This window comes from Pseudoclavibacter sp. AY1H1 (assembly GCF_002931055.1).
Lineage (GTDB): Bacteria > Actinomycetota > Actinomycetes > Actinomycetales > Microbacteriaceae > Pseudoclavibacter.
The window spans coordinates 132,531-147,693 of record NZ_PSXX01000002.1; the positions used below are offsets into that span (position 1 = coordinate 132,531).

The following is a 15,163-nucleotide window of genomic DNA, read 5'->3' on the forward strand; positions in this document are numbered from 1 at the left end:
CGACCATCGGGTCGCCGTGCTTCCGCCACCGAGCCCAGTGCTTCTGGCACAGGCCGCGCCCGCGGGACGGGTTTTCGCAGTCGTTCATCCGGCAAGGCGCGCGGTTCACGGGTCTACCCGTTCCCCGACAGCCGAGACACGGACCCGCACGCCAGGCACTTCGCCAGGCAGCACGTAGCGCTTCCGCTCCGCCGACTCGACGATCTGCGAGTCGTCGTAGTAGACGCCGGCCTTGGTCATCGCATCGTTCGTGCTTCTCAGCGTCTTATCGAGATCAGGCGCCGTGGTTGGGAGCGCCCGCTTGACGGTCTTCCCGCGCGGCATTCGAAAAATCATCTGGACGATGACGGGGACGTGCTGCCCGTACCCTCCCTCGGGTGGGAGCGCGGCTCGAGCGGCCTTCTCGACCGCGTCCCGCCACGCCTTGAGGCTCTTCGGGTTCTTGTCGATCACGCGGGCCTTGCCGCCCACGGTCACGGCGGTCTTCGATCCCTGCGCGCTTGGGAGGCCGTCGACCTCGAACTCGATCACAGCGCCACCCACACGTAGTTCGAGGGGTCGATGCGTCCGAACGCCATACGGATCGCGGTCTTGAGGACGAGCTTCCACGGGGTGTTGCGGTACTCGAACCGCCACGACGGGGCGTCGTCGGTGGAGTGGGTGGCGTCGATGCACCATCCCGACTCGACTTGGTGAACGCGGTAGCGCCAGACGGGCAGCTTCGAAGGCTTCGGGGCCCTCGTACGGGGTGTTTTTGGGTACGACAATTGATGCCCCCTTCCAGAGGGGTGAGATGGGGGAACGGCTCAGAGAGGCCGAGAGGTGAGGATCAGATACACGGGGCCGTGAGACTGGCAGCCGGTGCACAGAGCGACGATCGAGCTAGAGGTCGAGACGAGAGAGTGGGCACTGCAGGCGGGCTTCCACGGGCGCAAGCACCCGGGCTTCCGGCAACCCACGAGCCGAGTGGCGGGGTTCGCGCAGCTTCGCGCGTCACAGACGATGGGGGTGGACTTGAAGTCGAGGGCGTCGAGCACCTCAGCCGGGTCAGCCATGGCGAGCCTCGAGGTCGTCATCCAACAGCTGCTGATCTCGGAAGCGGTCCGTCTCCTCGTCGATGTACCCGAACGGATCCAGGTCACGGTCGTACGGATTCACGTCGAGCTCCTCGTCATCCGCCGGGCCGTAGTCCATGACGAGCGACAGCCGCTGCAGGATCTCCGAGTAGAGCCAGACGATGAGGAACGCGAGGGCGACCATCGCCCACGACTGGAGGGGCGTGAGGGGGATCATGCGCGGGCCTCGTATCGAATGAGGCCGAGCGCCGCGTCGACGCCGTCGCGGTCGATGCGGTCCTGCAGCGTCTCCGGGCGGGACCAGTCGCGGGGGGTCACGACGCCACCTGCTGCGCGTCGAGCCATGCGGTGATGTCGCTCGGCTTGTAGCGGACGAGGCGACCGACCTTCGTGGCCTTCGGGCCTCGGTGGCCGTTGTCCTTGGCGTCGAGGTACTTCCAATTGCGGAGCGTGGACTCCTCGACGCCGAGCTGCGCAGCGACCGCCTCGGTGTTGAGGAAGGCCTCCATCGGGGCCGGCGCCGTGCCGGGGGCGGCCTCGGTCGCCCTCATGATGCGACCGCCTTCATGGTCGAAGCCGCGACGGCCTCTGGGACGGCGAGGAGGCCGGGGATGTCGAGACCGAAGACGGCTGCGATCTTGCCGAGGTCTTCGAGGTCGAAGTTGACGGTGTGGCTCATTCGGCGTCCGATCCAGAAGGGGGACTTTCCGAGCTGAGCGGCGAGCCAGGACTGGTTCTTGTCGTGTGCCGCGAGCAGGAGGCGGATGGCCTGGGCTGCAGCGTCGTTGCCTGTTTGCATACGCCAACCATTGCATACGCAAACCGCATCTCGCAAGCTAGTTTTGCACTTGACTAGCGACTAGCGCATATGCCAAGCTCATGGTCGTGACCCGATACAACGACCTGACGCCCTTCTCCATCGCGTTCGCCGCAGCCTTCCGAGGCTTCATGGCAGAGAACAACGTGACCGGAAAGCAGATCGCGTCCAAGCTCGGCCGCAACACGGGCTACGTCTCCGAGCGCATCAACGGAAAGCGCGCCCTCGACACCGAAGACGTCGACGCCCTCGCGATGCTCGCCGGCGGAAGCCTCGACGGAGGCGAGCTGCTCCTCGAGCTCGCTCGCCGCGCCGGAGACTCCATCGCCCGCCCCGACAACGTCTCGCAGTTCCCGACGCAGCCAGGCGCGAACGACATGACCGAGGAACAGGAGCTCAAGTACGCGGCGGACGAGTCGCCGGTCGAAGACGAGATCTTCGACTAGCTCGAGTGTCGGTGGGTCGGTGCAGACTCGCCACGCACCATCTCCCACCTTCCCCGCTAGGAGACAGCATGTATGACCCCTACGAGCACGCCCGCGAACTGGGGCTGAGGATCGAAGAGGGCCGCATCCGGACCGCCAACGCGCTCCTGATCCCCGAGAAGCACCTGATCCTCGTCCGCCCGAAGCTCCCCGCCGTGCACCGTCGCGCGACGATCGCGCACGAGATTGTCCACTTCGAGAAGATGGATGTCGGCCGCGCCGCGTGGCAGGAGGAGCGCGCCGACCGCATCGCCGCGCAGCGCCTCATCCAGCCCGCCGACCTCCTCCGCGCCGAGCGCATGTACGAGCACCCCGAGCTCATCGCGCGCGAGGTCGGAGTGCCCACGAAGTACCTGCGCGCCTGGCTCAAGGCGGCGTAGGCATGGCGACGATCGCGAAGTACGAGACCGACGCTGGCCTCCGCTACCGGGTGCGATACCGGAAGCCGGACGGCAAGCAGACCGACAAGCGCGGGTTCCGCACGAAGAAGGAAGCCGAGGCGTTCGCGAACACCGTCGAGGTGTCGAAGCTGCGCGGAGAGTTCGTTACCGAGGCTGCAGGACGGGTCACTGTCGGCGAGCTCTGGCCGCGGTGGATCGCGACGAAGCAGGGCATGAAGGAGTCGTACAAGCGCACCCTCAACGTCGCCTACTCGACGCACGTCGAAGCGAAGTGGGGTGCTGTCCCGGTCGGCAAGGTGAAGCGCTCCGAGGTGCGCGAGTGGGTGCACGGCATGGCGAAGTCGGCCAGCGTCTCGCGCCGCGCACACGGCATCCTCGCCGGAATCCTGGACCTCGCCGTCGACGACAAGGCGGTGCACGCGAACGTCGCTCGAGGCATCCCACTGCCGCGCAAGGTCCGCCAGAAGCACGCCTACCTCACCGTTCCGCAGCTGGCGACCCTCGCCTCCCACGCGAAGGCCAACGCCGGCATGGTGTGGTTCCTCGGCACAACGGGCCTGCGCTGGGGTGAGGCGGTCGCGCTGCGCGGCAAGCACGTCGACCGTGAGCGGCGTCGCATCCGCGTGGAGGTGTCGGCGACGATGGTCGGGTCGACGCTCGTCCCAGACACCCCGAAGGGCGGCGTCGCCCGCGACGTGCCCGTGACGAAGTTCGCGCTCGAGCGCATCCCCAAGGCGCTCCCCGAGGCGGTCCTGCTGCCGGTGCCGAGCACCGGCCGCATGCGCACGTACTCCCCCGGCTCCGAGTCATGGTTCTCCGGCGCGCTCAGCCGAGCCCAGGCGGAGGATCCGAAGATTCCCGACCTCGTCATCCACGACCTGCGGCACACCGCGGCGTCCATCGCGATCTCGTCAGGCGCGAACGTGAAGGCCGTGCAGCGGATGCTCGGGCACACCTCGGCGGCGATGACCCTCGACGTCTACAGCGACCTGTTCGAGGCGGATCTCGACGCGGTGGCGGATGCGATCGAGGCGAAGCTCGCCGCAGAGTGTGGGCAGAATGTGGGCACTGGGGCTGCGTCCTAGGCTCGACGGCCCCGTCTCGCCTGCTATTCCGGGGCAGTCAGTGAGAAGCCCCGTAGGGTTCGAGTCCCTCCAGGGGCACTGTTCATTCCGTGCGGCAGTCTGCGCATGTGCCAGACTCACGGCTCGCCAGATGGCGGTGCCTAGACTCGCACGATGACGACGATCTTCGACGCGCAGGACCGCCCAGAGCCGCCCCTCGGTGAGGACGAGTGGTCGACGCTCAACGGCTTTCTCGATTTCCACCGGGCGACGCTCGCCTGGAAGCTCTCGGGCCTCGGCTCCGCCGAGCTGTCGAGGACGCTGCCGCCGAGCAGCATGACGCTCGGGGGCCTCGTCAAGCACCTCACGTACGTGGAGGACGACTGGTTCGGGGTTGTCCTCTTCGGCGAGGAGCAACGCGAGCCGTGGGCGTCCGTCGACTGGACGAAGACGCCCGACTGGGAGTGGGACGCCGCGAGCGCGCAGCAGCCAGCCGAGCTGCTCGCCGAGTGGGAGGCGTCGGTTGCACGCGCGCGGGCCGCCGCGGAGCGCGCGTTCCGCGCCGGGGGCCTCGCCTACCCCGCCGCGAAGGGGTTCTCGGACGGCCGGATTCCTCGCCTGCGGTGGATCCTCATCCACATGGTCGAGGAGTACTCCAGGCACAACGGCCACGCCGACCTGCTGCGCGAGGCGATCGACGGGAGCGTCGGCGAGTAAGGGGTCCAGCGCCGGGGCTCGGCTCGGCTGCGTCGATACACCGTGCGGGGAGGATCATCGCCTAGCGTCGAGCTATGAGCACAGCGCAGACCTGGCTGATCACTGGCGCGAACCGCGGACTCGGACGCGCCCTGACCCTCGCCGCACTGGGCGCGTCGCACAACGTCGTCGCGACGGTGCGCGGCGAGCACTCACTCCCGGAGCACGACAGACTGCTGGTCCTCCCGCTCGATGTCCGTGACCGAGCGGCGGCCTTCGACGTCGTCGAGCGGGCCTCCTCGCATTTCGGGGCGGTCGACGTTCTCGTCAACAACGCCGGGTACGGCCTTATCGCCGCGGCGGAGGAAGTCACTGAGCCGGAAGCTCGCAGCATCATCGACACCGATCTCCTCGGACCGCTCTGGCTCAGCCAGGCGGTGCTGCCCGGGATGCGGGCACGCGGCGCCGGCCACATCGTGCAGATCTCGACGGTCGGCGCGGTCGGCACTGTGCCGACGCTCGGCCTCTACAACGCGGCCAAGTGGGGGCTCGAGGGCTTCAGCGAAGCACTGGCCGCCGAGGTCGCCGCCTTCGGCATCCGCGTGACGATCGTGCAGCCGGGCGAGCTCTGCACGGACTGGGCCGGAGGCAGCATGCAGTTCAGCGCGCCTATCAGCGCGTACGACGACCTGCGAACGCAGCTCTTCGGAACGCCGAGCGTCCCCTGGCCTGCGCCGCCGGCCGGTGTGGAACCGAGCGGCACCTCCCCCGCGTCTGCGGCGGAGGCGATCCTCTCGCACGTCGGCGACCCCGGCGACACTCGACTGCGTGTGCTCATCGGCGACGACGCACCACCCCAGGTGCACGCCGCCCTGACCGCCCGCCTCGACGACTACAGCCAGGACCCTCGCTTCCCCCAGTGAGATTCGGCCCCACCGCAGCGATAGCTGGGGTGAGGCCGATGCGCTGCGCACACGGCCCTCGCGCCCGACCTCAGCGCGGGGCCTCCTCGTCATCGACGCTCGCCCCGGTCACGATGAGCAGCGCGGCCGCGAGCACCGCCGCGTTCGCCCACAGGATGACGCTCACGCCGAGCGGCCCGGCGACCGCACCGATGCCGAGCGGCAGCACGATCTGCGCGAAGCGGTTCGCCGTCATGCGCAGGCCGAGCGCCTGCCCGTGCACCTCCTTCGGCGTGATGCGCACCACCCACGACATCGTGAGCGGCTGCGGGATGCCGAGGGCGACGCCCAGCGCGACCATGACGGGAATCGCGCCGAGCGCGGCGACGAACGGCAACGCGACGAGCGCACCCACGCCGCAGCCGATGGAGACGAGCAGCAGCGCCTTGCGCCCGAAGCGGGACACGAGCCGGCTGAGCCCGACCCTCGAGACGACGGACACGAGGGCCCTGACGGCGAGCAGCGCACCCACGGCGACGCTCGACACACCCTTCTCCGAAGCCCACAGGGGAACGAACGTGTACAGGAGATCGACCGTCACGAGGACGGCGGCGCTCACGGCGACCGACCGCCACAGGCCGTTGCCCCTGCCGAGATCGACGAGACGGGGGCGCCGCTTCGCCACCCCGCCGCTCGCATCCGTCGCGGATTCGGCCTCGGGACGCTTCGCCGCTGCGGACTGCCGGTCGGCGCGCAGCAGCGCCGGCGTGCCGAGAAGTCCGAGCACCACCAGCACGATGCAGGCGATCGCCCCGAGCACGGTGTCAGGGGCACTCGCCTCGACGGCCCCGACCGAGGCGGTCAGGGTGACGATGGGCGGACCGACGAGCTGCCCGAGGGATGCGGCGGTGGTGAGCACCGCGAACGTGCCGTCGCTGGTGCCGTCGCGTCCGCGATGGGCCGTGAATGTCTGCTGCCCGATCATGACGAAGAGGCTGCCGATCCCCGTCGTCGCCGCCGCGACCACGAGGATCCAGAGCTCGTTGGCCCAGCAGAGCAGGACTGGGCCGCTCACGAAGACGGCGACGCCGAGCAGCGCGACCCTCGCTCCCCCGATCAGGTCAGACAGCCGTCCGACCGGAAGCGCCGCCACCAGTGCAGGCGCCGCGAACGAGGCCGCGACGAGCCCGAGCGCGAACCCCGTCGCACCGAGCTCGACCGCCTTGTATCCGATCATGAGACGCGCGCCCACCCACGCTGACTGCAGCAGCGCCGCTTGGACGCTCAGCGCGAAGCGCCACGGCTGCTCACCGCCTGCTGGGGGTCGGCGTCGCCGCCCCGTCATGGACGCCGGGGAGCTTCCTCGGAGCCACCGAAGTGCCTGGTCAGGTCCTCGATCTGGCTGCGCACTGCGGCGTAGCGACTGCGGTCGAGGTGGAACACGGCGAGCTGGAGCGAATAGGTGAGAGCGATGGGCACCAGCGGCGTGCGGTAGCTGCTGTCGTCGCCGCGAGGAGCCGCGATGAGGTGGTCCGGGTTCGGCCGGAAATGGAACCCGGGCACGTCGCTGATGAGCACGACCTTCCCGCCTCGGCGCTGGCACTCCGACATGAGCGGGGCGAGACGGATCGACGCCTCCCTGAGGGCGTACGCGATGAGCGTCGAATCGCCATCGAATCCGACCATGTTCTCGGCGAGGTCCTTCGCGCTGTTCTCGAGCGTGACGACCGTGAACCCGAGCCGACGCATGCGCCTCGCCGCGAGATCACGGAGGGGTCGTTCGTCGTCGGCGTCCGAGAAGACGTAGATCGTCGTCGACGCGTCGATCGCTCGAGCCGCGGCCTCCATGACGTCCTGCGGCACGTACTTCGCGAGCCGTTCGAGCGCCTCCGCTTCATCGCTCGCGAACGAGTAGAGGTCGTGGCCCGACTCTGCCCGCATGTAGCTCTCCTGCTCGGCAGCCTCAGAGCCCTCATCCCGCTGCAGATCGGCTCGCAGGTCGGGGTAGCCGCGGTAGCCGAGCTTCTGCGCCAGACGGACGACAGTCGACTCGTGGGTGCCCGCGCGCTGCGCGATCTCGGCCGCCGGCGCCTCCGAGACGCGCTCGCCTGACAGCAGCACGGCCATGACCTTGCGCTCTGAGCTGCTCAGCTGCTTGGTGCTGCTGGCGATGACCGATCTGAAACTCACCTGGACTCCTCATTGAGTGGATGCTGTTGCCCGTGCAACTGCCGCTGCTCACAGCAACACAGTGCCAGCTTTTCTTGCTCTGCTTGACACTCTCCCACAATCCTGCAAGCATGTGCAAGGTTGCAAGTTCCCTCGAAGGGGCGAACGCTCCGGGAGCAGGGCTTTCCCGAAACGCACCAGGATTCGAACCGCAGAGAGGCGGAGGACAACGATGTCATCGAACAGGATCAGAGCCGAATGGGGCATCGCAGCCGCCTGCGTCGTGGCGGCAATCGCCTTCGGCGGCGCCGCGGTGAGCTACGGCCTCACCGCGGATACCGGGGTCGGAGCCGGCCTCATGCCGCTCGTCGCCGCGGTCTTCGTCGGCGGTGCCGGCCTCCTCTGGGCCCTTCGCCTCGCCGCAGAGCGAGTCCGCGGCGCGCCCCCAGCGCACCTCCCGGATCTCCCGACTGCGACCGGCTCGATCGGGACTGACGCACCCTTCGAGGCGCTCCTCGAAGGAGAAGAGAGCGACGAGATGGACGACGAGTCGCTGCCGGACAAGGCGGCGTGGCTCCGGATCGGCACCATCGTCGGAAGCGTCGCCCTCGGCGCCGCACTCCTCCCCCTCCTCGGCTACTCGGTCGTCATGGTGCTCATGCTCACGACCGTCCTCATCTTCGTCGGTGGGCGCCGCTGGTGGATCTCCCTCCTCGTCGCGCTCGTCGTGACGGGCCTCTCGCGCCTCGTCTTCGAGGTGTGGCTCAACACCGCGCTGCCGCACGCGAGCATCGCTCCCCTCAGCTGGATTGGACTCTGACATGGGCTTCGAGAACCTCATCGGCGGCCTCATCACCGTCCTCACCCCCGAGCACCTGCTCTTCGCCCTCCTCGGCTGCGTCATCGGCATGCTCGTGGGTGTGCTCCCCGGCTTCGGCCCAGCCGCCGCCGTCTCGCTGCTGATCCCGGTCACCTTCGGCCTGGACGCGACAACAGCCATCATCATGCTCGCCGCCATCCTCTACGGAGCGGCCTACGGCGGGACGATCACGGCCGTCCTCCTTCGCATACCCGGCGAGGCCTCGTCCATCGCGACGACGCTCGACGGGTACGAGATGGCCAAGAGGGGGCGAGGAGGGCCCGCGCTCGTGATCGCAGCCCTCGCCTCGTTCGTCGGCGGCCTCATCGGGGTCATCGGATTCGTGCTCGTCGCCCCCTTCAGCAGACTCGCCCTCGAATTCGGCGCCCCCGAGCTCTTCCTCGTCTCGGTGCTGGGCATGGCGCTCGTCGCGAGCTTCGCCGGCCGCGACCCGGCCAAGGCGCTCCTCAGCGTCGGCGTCGGACTCGCCATCGCGAGCGTCGGCATCGACCAGGGCCAGGGAGTGCAGCGCTTCACCTTCGAGATGCCCGAGCTCTTCGACGGCCTCGGCCTCGTCGCGATCGTCATGGGCGTGTTCGGCATGAGCGAGGTGCTCGCCCAGGCGCGCGGCGGCAAGGACGGCATCCGCAAGCCCATCAAGGTCGGCAAGCTCCTCCCGACGGGTACCGACCTGCGGCGCTCCGCCGGACCCTTCATGCGCGGATCCTTCATCGGGTTCGTCATGGGCCTCCTGCCCGGCTCGCCCGGCGCCGCGACCTCGCTCGCCTCCTACGCCCTCGAGAAGCGCATCTCGCGCCGGGGCGGGGAGTTCGGAAAGGGCGCCGTCGAGGGCGTCGCGGGGCCGGAGGCGGCGAACAACGCACTCGCCGTCTCCTCCATGATCCCGCTCTTCACGCTCGGCATCCCGACGAGCGCCACCGTGGCCATCATGGCCGGCGCCTTCACGATCAACGGCCTCATCCCCGGCCCGCTCCTGTTCCGCGACAACCCTGAGGTCGCCTGGGCGATCATCGCGAGCCTGCTCGTCGGCAACGTGATCCTCCTCATCCTCAACGTGCCGCTCGCGCGAGTGTGGATCGCGGTGCTCAAGGTGCCGTTCCACTACCTGATGGCCGTCATCATCGCGTTCATGTTCCTCGGCACCTACAGCATCAACGGCTCAGCATTCGACATCTTCGTGATGCTCGGGGCAGGCATCGTCGGCTACCTCTTCCACCTGTTCGCCGTGCCCCTCACCCCGCTGGTGCTCGCCGTGATCCTCGGGCCGATGCTCGAGGAGAACTTCCAGCGCTCCCTCGCCCTCTCACGCGGCGACTACTCCGTGTTCCTCAGCAGCGGCATCAGCGTGACGCTGCTCATCGTGATCGTCGTCGCCGTGCTGTTCGGTGCCGCCCGCCCGCTCCTCAGCTCGCTGCTCGCGAAGCGCGTCACGCGGATGAACGCGAAGCGGCTCGCCCTGGAGCTCGAGGAGCAGACCCCCGAGATGCAGACCACCTCATCCACCAACCGCTAGCACCCCTGGACCGACGAAGGAGTCAGTCAATGTTCACCACACCCAGAATCGAGAACACCCCCGCGTCGCCGAAGCGCCGCGGCTGGGCGAGCAGGAGCACGCGCCTGACGGCGGTCGTCGCAGCCGCCGCCATCGCGTCCCTGTTGAGCGCCTGCGCGACGGGAACCGCTGGGGCCGCCGACGACGGTGCCGAGTTCCCGGAAGCCGGATCCACGATCGAGTGGATCGTGCCTTCTGCGGCCGGAGCCGGCAACGACATCCTCGCCCGCATCATGGCCCCCGCCATGGGCGAAGACCTCGGCGTCAACATCAAGGTCGTCAACAAGGAGGGCGGCAACCAGGTCATCGGCCTCAACGCCCTGGCCTCCGCCAAGCCGGACGGGCTCACGCTGGGCTTCACGAACATCCCCTCGATCTTCGGCCGCTACCTCGACCCGAGCAAGCAGGCCGGTTTCGACCGGGAGAGCTTCGCACCCGTCGGCTCGTTCGCGCTCAACGACATCGTCATCGGCGTCAACAAGGACAGCCCGTACACGAGCACGCAGGAGCTCTTCGATGCCGTCAAGGCGAGCCCCGGCACCATCACCGTCGGCACCGACTCGCGTGCGGGAGACGACCACGTCAACCTCCGCACCCTCGAGAAGGAGCTCGGCCTCGAATTCAACATCGTGCATTACAACAGCGGGGCCGACAAGATCGCAGCTCTCGTCTCCGGCGAGGTCGATTTCGCCCTCGGGGGCGTCTCCTCGTTCATCGGGCAGGCCAAGTCAGGTGAGATCAACGTGCTCTCGGTCCTCAGCGACGTCCCGAGCCCCTTCTTCCCCGACGTCACGACGTTGAACGAGCAGGGCTTCGAAGTGGCGCCGATGTCGAACAACTTCGCCGTCTCGGTCCCGGCCGGAACGCCAGCCGCAACGGTCGCCGCGCTTGAGGCAGCCCTCCAAGCCGCAACCGAGGATCCCGACGTCGTCGCCGCGCTCGAGAATGCGGGAACGGTACCCAACTGGATGCCAGCCGCAGACGTGGCCACGCTCTGGGAGGAGCGAGAAGCGACGACGAAGCCGATCATCGCGGAGCTGATCGCCGGTGAGTAGCACCGCCTCCACTCGACCAACCGCCCCATCAGCCGCTCGACCAGCAGGAGATCGACGCATGAACAGCGAGCACGCAAGCAGCACCGCGACGACCAGCGACCGCCTCATCGACCGCGCTCGGGGCATCCCGAGCGCCAACATCGGGGATGCGCAGGACCGGCTCGGCACGGCCTCAGGGATACGGCCGGTCTGGGATGGCGCGAAGCTCGCGGGCCGCGCGCTTCCCGTCTGGACCCGCCCGGGCGACAACCTCATCATCCACAAGGCCCTCGACGTCGCGCAGCCGGGTGACGTGCTGGTCGTCAACGGCGGCGGCGACGTGAGCCGAGCGCTCATCGGCGACCTCATCGGGCTCCGAGCCCTGCGCCTCGGTGTCGCCGGGTTCGTCATCGACGGGGCGATCCGCGATGCCGTGGGCCTCGGCGAGATCGGGCTCCCCGTCTTCGCCCGCGCGGTGACGCCAGCCGGCCCCTACAAGTTCGGCCCGGGTCGCATCGGCATCCCGGTCGCGATCAGCGGTGTGGTCGTCGAAGCTGGGGACCTCATCGTGGCCGACGACGACGGGGTTGTCGTTGTTCGCAGCGAAGAGGCCGACGAGGTCATCACCCGCGCCGAGGAGATCGAGGCGGGCGAGCGCCGCAAGCGGATCGCGATCGAGGAGACGGCTCGGGTTCGGGTCTAGCCGCCAGAGCCAGGACGAAGGACACACGCCGGCCGCAGCCCCGCAGAGGAGCTGCGGCCGACGTCACTGCAACCGCTGAGATCAGGCCTTCTCGTCCGCGACGCGGATGAGCACCTTCCCCACGGCTCCACCCTCGACCGCGTCGTGCGCCTGGGCCGTCTCCTCGAGCGGGAACCACGTGATGGGCAGGCCAGCCGGCTCCCCCACGGGAAGCGCGCCGTCGACGAGCGCCGCCGTCACGTCCTCGGCCGCCGCGTGCAGCGCATCCGGACCCACCGTGTAGAGCAGCAGCCCCTGCCAGCGGACGTTCTTCGCGAAGCTCGCGATGATGGGCACGGTGAAGTCGTCGCCGTTGTTGTTCGCGTAGTAGGCGATGCTGCCGTGGTTGGCGATGACCTCGACGTCGAGCGCCGCGTTCTGCGTGGGCGAGACCTCGACGATGTGGTCGACGCCGTCCGGAGCCAGTTCCCGGATGCGCTCGGCGAGCGAGGCGTCCGGGTAGCGGACCACGTGGTGCGCCCCGGCTGCGAGGGCCAGGGCTTCCTTCTCGTCGCTGCTCACCGACGTGATCACCGTCGCACCTGCCCACACCGAGAGCTGGATGGCCGCGTGACCGACCGCTCCTGCACCGCCGTGCACCAGCACCGTGCGGCCCGCGAGCGCCTCGGGCGAGAGACGGGCGGGGCCGTGCTCGTGCACCGTGAGTGCCCGGTGCGCCGTCATGGCGGGCACGCCGAGGCTCGCGGCGACGTCGAAGTCGATGCCGTCCGGCAACGCGACGACACGGTCGGCGGGCAGCACCGTGAACTCCTGCGCCGTGCCCGTCGGCCGGTTGTGCGCCGCGAGGTACACCCAGACACGGTCGCCGACGGCGAGCGTGTCCACGCCGTCGCCGAGAGCATCGACGACGCCCGCACCATCCTGGTTCGGGACCACCTCCGGGAAGCCGAGCAGACTGCCCGCGCCACCGCCGTCGCGCGCCTTCCAATCGGTGGGGTTCACGCCAGAGGCGACGACCTTCACGCGGACTTCGCCCGGGCCAGGCTGCGCGACCTCGCGCTCGACCTGGGAGAGGACGCTGGACGGACCGGTGGCTGAGTAGACGATTGCCTTCATACCCGGGTTCAGCGAGCCGGCGCCCCGCGCTATTCCCTCCGTGGCGCGTCCACGGCGATGGCGGCATCCTGGGCCACCGCTCACAGCACGGTCCGCTCGCCCGGACGAAGACGCCGTCTCGTTCCGACAACAACCGGGCACGGGACGGCCGGACGGTGGCACGATGGCGTCATGAGCAGCGACGACGATGTGCGACGGCTGGCGCTCCGCCTGCCGGAGACCTCGGAGCGCACCGCCTACGGCACCCCGGCGTTCTACGTCGGGACGAAGATGTTCGCGCGCATCCACGACGAGCCCGGGGTGCTCGTGTGCTGGCGCGCCGACCTCGGCGAGCGCGAGGCTCTGCTCCAGGGCGAGCCGTCGGCGTTCTTCACGACACGCCACTACGACGGCCACCCGAGCGTGCTGGTGCGGCTCGCGAACGTCCCCCCGCCGAGGCTCGGCGAACTGCTCCAGGAGGCGTGGGAGGCCAGGGCGACCAAACGCATCCTGCGCGAGGCGCGGTCCTCTCCCGAGCGGGACTGACCCACCTCGGGCACGCACCGCCGGCCGAGGCCCGCAGGCGCCCGACGGGCCGCGTCGTGCCGCCCTGGGCCGCGCGTCCGCTCTATGATCAGCGGATGGTCAAGGTCATTGCAGTCATCCGCCCAGTAGCCAGCGAGACGATCGAGGCGGAAGCCGACTCCTACGAGGCGGCGAAGGCGAAGATCGAGGCGATGGTCCCTGAGGGCTACGAGCTGCTTTCCGTGCGCTCCGCGAAGTAGCGAGCGACGCGGCGAACGACGACGGCCGGCGGGAGCCGCGGCAGCGAGGGCCCGACCGGGGTGCCGGAGCCGCTAGTCGAACATCCCGTCGAGCAACCCGCCGATCATGAGGCCGCCGAGCACGCCGCCAACGACGTCGCCCATGTCTCCGCCACGTCGGCCGCCGCGACCGCCGTAGCCGCCCTGGTAGCCGCCGCCACGCGGCTGGCCCCACTCGTCGTATCCCTGCTGCTGCTGCGGACGCGACTGGTCGATGTCGCGCTGCGCGAGCTGCAGCGCCTCGCTCGCGAGCGAACCCGCCCGGCGTGCCAGCGCAAGCGCCTGCTCGCGTTCGTCTTCACCGCCCCGGAAGCTGACCAGCTCGTTGCGGATGCGCTCCGCCTCGGCAAGCCGGGTGCGCGGCGCCGAGCCGATCCAGCCACGGTGGCCGGAGATGACGTCGTTGGCGACGGCGATCTGCCGATCCGCGTCGTCGATGGCGGTCACGACCTGAGTCTGCGACGGGATGGGCCGCGCGGCCCTGTCCCTGGCCTTGGCGATCGCCTCGTCGAGTCCCGTGTTCGCGGCACGGAGCCTCGAGAGCGACGCGAACGGGTCGGTTCGCTCGCCCGCGGGAGGGAGCGCGGCGAGCGCATCGGTGAGCCGCTTCGCGGCTTCCTCGACCTCCTGGCTGCGTGGCACGTCTCTCGCCGCGACGAGATCGCCCCTCGAGTCCGCGATCACGGCAGCGAGCGTCGACTCGGCGCGGAGGGCCTCGATCTCGTAGTTCTCGACGGCGTCGAGCAGCGTATGCACGCGGCGCACGGCCTCCGTGGACGCCTCGAGGGCAAGCCGCGACTGCTCGTTCTGCCCGGCCTCACGGCGGCGCAGCGACACGTCGGCGCTGTGCTCCGCGAAGGTCAGGAGCTGGGCCGCCTCGGCGGGGTTGTCGCCCACCTGGTGCAGCGCGGCGTCCGAGTAGCGCAGCGCGAGACGATCGATGCTGGCCTGCGCGTCCGGGATGCGCGCGCGCAGCCGCTCCGAGTCCCGCTTGACGCCCTCGAGCACGGCGGGCGTCTGCCTCACCACCGCGACGGCCTCCTCGAGCACCGAGGACTTCTCTTCGAGCAGCCCCATCGCCCACTCGCAGATCTGCACGATCCGCGCGTTCCTGGTGCGCAGCTCGTCTGGCGTGTCCGGGATGTCATCGACGTTCAGCTGGTTCAAGTGGAACGCCTCGCCCATGTACTTGCGCACGTTGACGAGCGTGTCCTTCAGATCCTGTGTCGCGCCGGAGCCCAGTTCGGCCTCCGCGAACGAGAGCTCGTCGTTCATGAGCCGGATGCGCTCATCGGCGTCGACGAGCGCAACACCCGCCTTCATCGCCAGGTCCTTGTCGTGGGCGTCGATCTCGGCCTGCTGCGCTTGCTTCGCGCGGCGAGCGCGCCCCCAGAATCCAGATGCCATATCGCAGATTCTAGTTGCGCGCCGCCCCGCCAAGCTGGCGATGTTCACCGTCGGCGGA

General features: G+C 69.3%; 20 protein-coding genes. 11 read left to right on the forward strand and 9 right to left on the reverse strand.

Annotated features, from left to right (window positions below; genetic code table 11):
* Positions 1–105 precede the first annotated feature (105 nt).
* The 5 genes from C5E05_RS05000 to C5E05_RS05020 all read right to left on the reverse strand — a co-directional run bounded on the left by C5E05_RS05000 (position 106) and on the right by C5E05_RS05020 (position 1,875).
* Positions 106–531, reverse strand: coding sequence for a RusA family crossover junction endodeoxyribonuclease (locus C5E05_RS05000; protein ID WP_181059374.1), 426 nt, complete (start codon positions 529–531; stop codon positions 106–108).
* On the reverse strand, positions 528–767 hold the full coding sequence (locus C5E05_RS20050) for a hypothetical protein (RefSeq protein ID WP_181059376.1): 240 nt from the start codon (positions 765–767) through the stop codon (positions 528–530). Before C5E05_RS20050 ends, C5E05_RS05000 begins: the two co-directional genes overlap by 4 nt.
* Before the next feature lie 280 nt (positions 768–1,047).
* Positions 1,048–1,293 (reverse strand): hypothetical protein, encoded by a 246-nt coding sequence (locus tag C5E05_RS05010; protein WP_104341315.1) that lies wholly within the window; start codon positions 1,291–1,293, stop codon positions 1,048–1,050.
* A gap of 97 nt (positions 1,294–1,390) precedes the next feature.
* Complete coding sequence (locus C5E05_RS05015; protein WP_258064772.1) at positions 1,391–1,627, reverse strand: AlpA family transcriptional regulator; 237 nt, start codon at positions 1,625–1,627, stop codon at positions 1,391–1,393.
* On the reverse strand, positions 1,624–1,875 hold the full coding sequence (locus C5E05_RS05020; RefSeq protein WP_104341316.1) for a helix-turn-helix domain-containing protein: 252 nt from the start codon (positions 1,873–1,875) through the stop codon (positions 1,624–1,626). The genes C5E05_RS05015 and C5E05_RS05020 overlap by 4 nt, the downstream gene beginning before the upstream one ends.
* An 86-nt stretch (positions 1,876–1,961) precedes the next feature.
* Between C5E05_RS05020 and C5E05_RS05025 the strand changes: the two genes are divergently transcribed.
* The 5 genes from C5E05_RS05025 to C5E05_RS05045 all read left to right on the forward strand — a co-directional run bounded on the left by C5E05_RS05025 (position 1,962) and on the right by C5E05_RS05045 (position 5,462).
* Complete coding sequence (locus C5E05_RS05025; protein ID WP_146081036.1) at positions 1,962–2,339, forward strand: hypothetical protein; 378 nt, start codon at positions 1,962–1,964, stop codon at positions 2,337–2,339.
* A gap of 68 nt (positions 2,340–2,407) precedes the next feature.
* Positions 2,408–2,758 (forward strand): ImmA/IrrE family metallo-endopeptidase, encoded by a 351-nt coding sequence (locus C5E05_RS05030; protein WP_104341318.1) that lies wholly within the window; start codon positions 2,408–2,410, stop codon positions 2,756–2,758.
* A gap of 2 nt (positions 2,759–2,760) precedes the next feature.
* Positions 2,761–3,864 (forward strand): site-specific integrase, encoded by a 1,104-nt coding sequence (locus tag C5E05_RS05035; protein ID WP_104341319.1) that lies wholly within the window; start codon positions 2,761–2,763, stop codon positions 3,862–3,864.
* A gap of 153 nt (positions 3,865–4,017) precedes the next feature.
* The gene (locus C5E05_RS05040) at positions 4,018–4,560 is read left to right on the forward strand and encodes a DinB family protein (RefSeq protein ID WP_104241828.1); all 543 of its coding nucleotides are present in this window, start codon (positions 4,018–4,020) and stop codon (positions 4,558–4,560) included.
* A gap of 74 nt (positions 4,561–4,634) precedes the next feature.
* Positions 4,635–5,462 (forward strand): SDR family NAD(P)-dependent oxidoreductase, encoded by an 828-nt coding sequence (locus tag C5E05_RS05045; protein WP_181059378.1) that lies wholly within the window; start codon positions 4,635–4,637, stop codon positions 5,460–5,462.
* A 70-nt stretch (positions 5,463–5,532) separates the two neighbouring features.
* On the opposite strand, the gene C5E05_RS05050 is transcribed toward C5E05_RS05045, so the two are convergent.
* Together C5E05_RS05050 and C5E05_RS05055 are read right to left on the reverse strand one after the other, a co-directional pair.
* Positions 5,533–6,786: an MFS transporter gene (locus tag C5E05_RS05050; protein WP_104241830.1), complete on the reverse strand. Its 1,254-nt coding sequence runs from the start codon at positions 6,784–6,786 to the stop codon at positions 5,533–5,535.
* The gene (locus tag C5E05_RS05055) at positions 6,783–7,631 is read right to left on the reverse strand and encodes a MurR/RpiR family transcriptional regulator (RefSeq protein WP_104241832.1); all 849 of its coding nucleotides are present in this window, start codon (positions 7,629–7,631) and stop codon (positions 6,783–6,785) included. The genes C5E05_RS05050 and C5E05_RS05055 overlap by 4 nt, the downstream gene beginning before the upstream one ends.
* A 211-nt stretch (positions 7,632–7,842) precedes the next feature.
* On the opposite strand from C5E05_RS05055, the gene C5E05_RS05060 reads away from it, so the two are divergent.
* From C5E05_RS05060 to C5E05_RS05075, 4 genes are read left to right on the forward strand one after another with little or no spacing between them, the layout of a single operon-like run.
* Complete coding sequence (locus C5E05_RS05060) at positions 7,843–8,430, forward strand: tripartite tricarboxylate transporter TctB family protein (protein WP_104241834.1); 588 nt, start codon at positions 7,843–7,845, stop codon at positions 8,428–8,430.
* A gap of 1 nt (position 8,431) precedes the next feature.
* A complete protein-coding gene (locus C5E05_RS05065; protein ID WP_104241836.1) occupies positions 8,432–10,003 on the forward strand; it encodes a tripartite tricarboxylate transporter permease in 1,572 nt (523 codons plus the stop codon).
* 29 nt (positions 10,004–10,032) lie between these two features.
* Entirely contained in the window at positions 10,033–11,097 is a 1,065-nt protein-coding gene (locus C5E05_RS05070) for a tripartite tricarboxylate transporter substrate binding protein (RefSeq protein WP_104241838.1), read from the forward strand.
* A gap of 58 nt (positions 11,098–11,155) precedes the next feature.
* On the forward strand, positions 11,156–11,779 hold the full coding sequence (locus tag C5E05_RS05075) for a methyltransferase (protein WP_104241840.1): 624 nt from the start codon (positions 11,156–11,158) through the stop codon (positions 11,777–11,779).
* Between the two features lie 81 nt (positions 11,780–11,860).
* Here the strand turns inward: C5E05_RS05075 and C5E05_RS05080 are convergent, their stop codons facing one another.
* Complete coding sequence (locus C5E05_RS05080) at positions 11,861–12,895, reverse strand: NADPH:quinone reductase (RefSeq protein ID WP_104241842.1); 1,035 nt, start codon at positions 12,893–12,895, stop codon at positions 11,861–11,863.
* Positions 12,896–13,066: 171 nt separating this feature from the next.
* Here C5E05_RS05080 and C5E05_RS05085 point away from each other — a divergent pair, with 171 nt between their 5' ends.
* On the forward strand, positions 13,067–13,420 hold the full coding sequence (locus C5E05_RS05085) for an MmcQ/YjbR family DNA-binding protein (RefSeq protein ID WP_104241844.1): 354 nt from the start codon (positions 13,067–13,069) through the stop codon (positions 13,418–13,420).
* 95 nt (positions 13,421–13,515) lie between these two features.
* Positions 13,516–13,659 carry a hypothetical protein gene (locus C5E05_RS20055; RefSeq protein ID WP_160073511.1) on the forward strand — a complete coding sequence of 48 codons (144 nt, stop codon included), beginning with the start codon at positions 13,516–13,518 and terminating at the stop codon, positions 13,657–13,659.
* Between the two features lie 72 nt (positions 13,660–13,731).
* On the opposite strand, the gene C5E05_RS05090 is transcribed toward C5E05_RS20055, so the two are convergent.
* The gene (locus C5E05_RS05090) at positions 13,732–15,105 is read right to left on the reverse strand and encodes a hypothetical protein (RefSeq protein WP_104241846.1); all 1,374 of its coding nucleotides are present in this window, start codon (positions 15,103–15,105) and stop codon (positions 13,732–13,734) included.
* Positions 15,106–15,163: the final 58 nt, after the last annotated feature.